Genomic DNA, 1,178 nt, shown 5'->3' on the forward strand with positions numbered 1-1,178 from the left:
AACCTGATAATCAAGATCGATGGCACTAACGATATTCCAGTAGTCAGTCATATCAGCTCGAAGACGGTTGATGAAGGTGGCAATAAAGTAACCGGTCAGATCACTGCTACCGATCTCGATCATGGCGACACAGCCACCTTCGCCACCAACTATCAACATGCTGGCTTTGTTTTACATGCCGATGGCAGCTACACACTCGATCCCACCGATCCGAGCTTTAATCATCTCGCAGTCGGTGAGCATGAAACCCTGATCATTCCAGTGACTGCCACCGACAACAATGGCGCTCAAAGTGCCCCGCAAAACCTGATAATCAAGATCGATGGCACTAACGATATTCCAGTAGTCAGTCACATAAGCTCGAAGACGGTTGATGAAGGCTCAGCTAAGATCAGCGGTCAGATCACTGCTACCGATCTCGACCATGGCGACACAGCCACTTTCACCACGACTTATCAACATGCAGGTTTCATACTCAACCAAGATGGTAGCTACACACTCGATCCCACCGATCCAAGCTTCAACCATTTAGCTATGGGCGAACATCAAACCCTGATCATTCCAGTGACTGCCACCGATAATAATGGCGCTCAAAGTGCGCCGCAGAATCTCATTATCAAGATCGACGGTACTAACGATATTCCAGTGGTCGGTCACATAAGCTCGAAGACGATAGATGAAGGTGGCAATAAAGTAACAGGTCAGATCGCCGCTACCGATCTCGATCATGGCGACACAGCCACCTTCGCTACCAGTTATCAACATGCGGGCTTCGTTCTCAATCCTGATGGCAGCTACACACTCGATCCCACCGATCCGAGTTTTAATCATCTCGCGGTCGGTGAGCATGAAACCCTGATCATTCCAGTGACTGCCACCGACAATAATGGCGCTCAAAGCGCACCACAAAACTTAATTATCAAGATCGATGGCACTAACGATATTCCAGTAGTCAGTCACATAAGCTCGAAGACGGTTGATGAAGGTGGCAATAAAGTAACCGGCCAGATCACTGCCACTGATCTCGATCATGGCGACACAGCCACCTTCGCTACCAACTATCAACATGCTGGCTTTGCGCTCAATCCCGACGGCAGCTACACACTCGATCCCACCGATCCGAGCTTTAATCATCTCGCAGTCGGTGAGCATGAAACGCTGATCATTCCAGTGACTGC

The 1,178-nt window shown here is 49.4% G+C and carries 1 protein-coding gene; it reads left to right on the forward strand.

What is annotated here, in order from left to right; all coding sequences use genetic code 11:
• The coding region (locus tag AB4135_RS21585; protein WP_371995482.1) for a VCBS domain-containing protein at nucleotides 1-1,178 on the forward strand (1,178 nt) is incomplete at both ends.

This window comes from Shewanella sp. 10N.286.54.B9, from assembly GCF_041468565.1.
In the GTDB taxonomy this organism is placed as follows: Bacteria; Pseudomonadota; Gammaproteobacteria; order Enterobacterales; family Shewanellaceae; genus Shewanella.